The organism is [Clostridium] ultunense DSM 10521 (assembly GCF_000511955.1).
Classification (GTDB): domain Bacteria; phylum Bacillota; class Clostridia; order Tissierellales; family Tepidimicrobiaceae; genus Schnuerera; species Schnuerera ultunensis.
The window spans coordinates 430,998-432,769 of the sequence record NZ_AZSU01000001.1 but is presented as its reverse complement, the minus strand read 5'-3'; the positions used below and the strand labels follow the sequence as shown (position 1 = coordinate 432,769).

At 33.7% G+C, this 1,772-nt stretch carries 1 protein-coding gene; it reads left to right on the top strand.

The window, feature by feature from the left end:
• Positions 1-71: 71 nt before the first annotated feature.
• Complete coding sequence (locus CUL_RS0102245) at positions 72-1,421, top strand: ISNCY family transposase (protein WP_025640372.1); 1,350 nt, start codon at positions 72-74, stop codon at positions 1,419-1,421.
• Positions 1,422-1,772: the final 351 nt, after the last annotated feature.

The following is a 1,772-nucleotide window of genomic DNA, read 5'->3' as shown; positions in this document are numbered from 1 at the left end:
ATTATTCTATGATAATGTCATATTAAATTCATTCTGATAAAATGTCATATATGAGAGAGGAGATATTTAATATGACTCAAAAAGAAATAACTAGACTTAGAGTCATTAATCAAACAGTTGATAAAGTAATAACTATTCGAGAAGCTGCTGAGATTTTAAGCTTAAGTGAACGCCAAGTGTTAAGGTTAAAGAAAGGAGTTGTAGAAGAAGGACCTGCGTTCATTATCCATAAAAACAGAGGCCGTAAACCAAAGCATGCTATATCGGATGGAACTAGAGATTTGATTATTAAACTTAAACAGACAAAATATAAGGAGGCTAATTTTAATCATTTTCAGGAATTAATTGAAGAACATGAAAATATTCAGGTAAGCTATCCTACGGTGTATAGAATTCTAACTGAGGCAGGTATTAAAAGCCCTAAAAAGCATCGTAAACGTAAGACACATCATAGAAGAAAAAGAAAACCTCAAAAAGGCATGTTAGTGCAAATTGATGCATCTCCCCATGAATGGATTATTGGTGGAAGTTCCTTTGATCTTCATGGTGCCATAGATGATGCTACTGGCGAAATCCTTGCTCTATACTTTACTCCTAACGAGTGTATGGAAGGGTATTTTGAGATAGTTAGACAAATTGTTACAAATCATGGAATTCCAACTAGTCTTTACTGTGATCGTCATACTATTTTTGTATCACCTAATGATGGAAAGTTGTCTATTGAAGACCAGTTAGAAGGAAAAACTGTTAATTTAACTCAGTTTGGAAGAGCTATGGAAGAATTAGGGATTAATATTATCAAAGCCGGTTCTCCGCAAGCCAAAGGACGAATTGAAAGGCTATGGGGAACTCTTCAAAGCAGACTTCCTGTTGAATTTAAAATCCGTGATATTACTACTATGGAAGCTGCTAATGCTTTCTTAGCTGAATTCATGGAGGCATATAACAAAAAGTTTAGTGTTTTACCTGAAAATCCTAAATCTGCTTTTAGAGATTTAGATTTAAATATCAATCTTGATTATATTCTTTGTATAAAGGAAGAACGAAAAATAATTGAGGGTTCAGCATTTTCATACAATGGACAGTATTATCAACTCACTAAAAATGGGAAAAAAGCAGCTTCTATACCAAAGGCTAAGCTCACTGTTTTAACTAGTTCTAAAATTGGTGTGAAGGCTATCTATGCTGATATAGTTTATAATACTAAGATGTTGGATGAACGACCTAAAAAGACAGTTTCAACATTATCAGAAAGACGACAAAAGAACAAACCTAGACCATCAAAAAATCATCCTTGGAGGCAATCAGTTGATAAAAAACCCACACCCTTGTATGAGGAAGTTCTCTTGCGTAAAGAGACAGATGCCGAAATCCAAGAAATATTAAACGGCTTATTTAACTCAACAAGAGCATGGGTTTAAGAGATAAAATCTCTTAAAAATATTATATCTTTTTTTAGTCCTTTTTCAAGGGCTTATTTGTCATACCTTTTTATATAAATATGGTTTATTAAAGCCAAATTTATAAGCGTTTATGCCGCGAAAGCCTATTGATATGGGGAGGACCCCTCTGGTATAATTTTGCGGCGGAAATACCTGCATTTTAAGGACTATTTCCGGCAAAATTTGGTGTCCAGAGGGGTCAGGGGCCCCATGTCAATAGGACCGTGGAATAAATGCGGTTATATATTTTTTTTATCATTAAAAGTGACATTTTCACTGAATAAATTTCTATGTTCTTATGTGACATTTTCATTGACTATTGACATATAT

Excerpts from the sequence above, each read along its gene's own strand:
- CUL_RS0102245 (WP_025640372.1), top strand. The coding sequence starts at position 72 with ATGACTCAAAAAGAAATAACTAGACTTAGAGTCATTAATCAAACAGTT.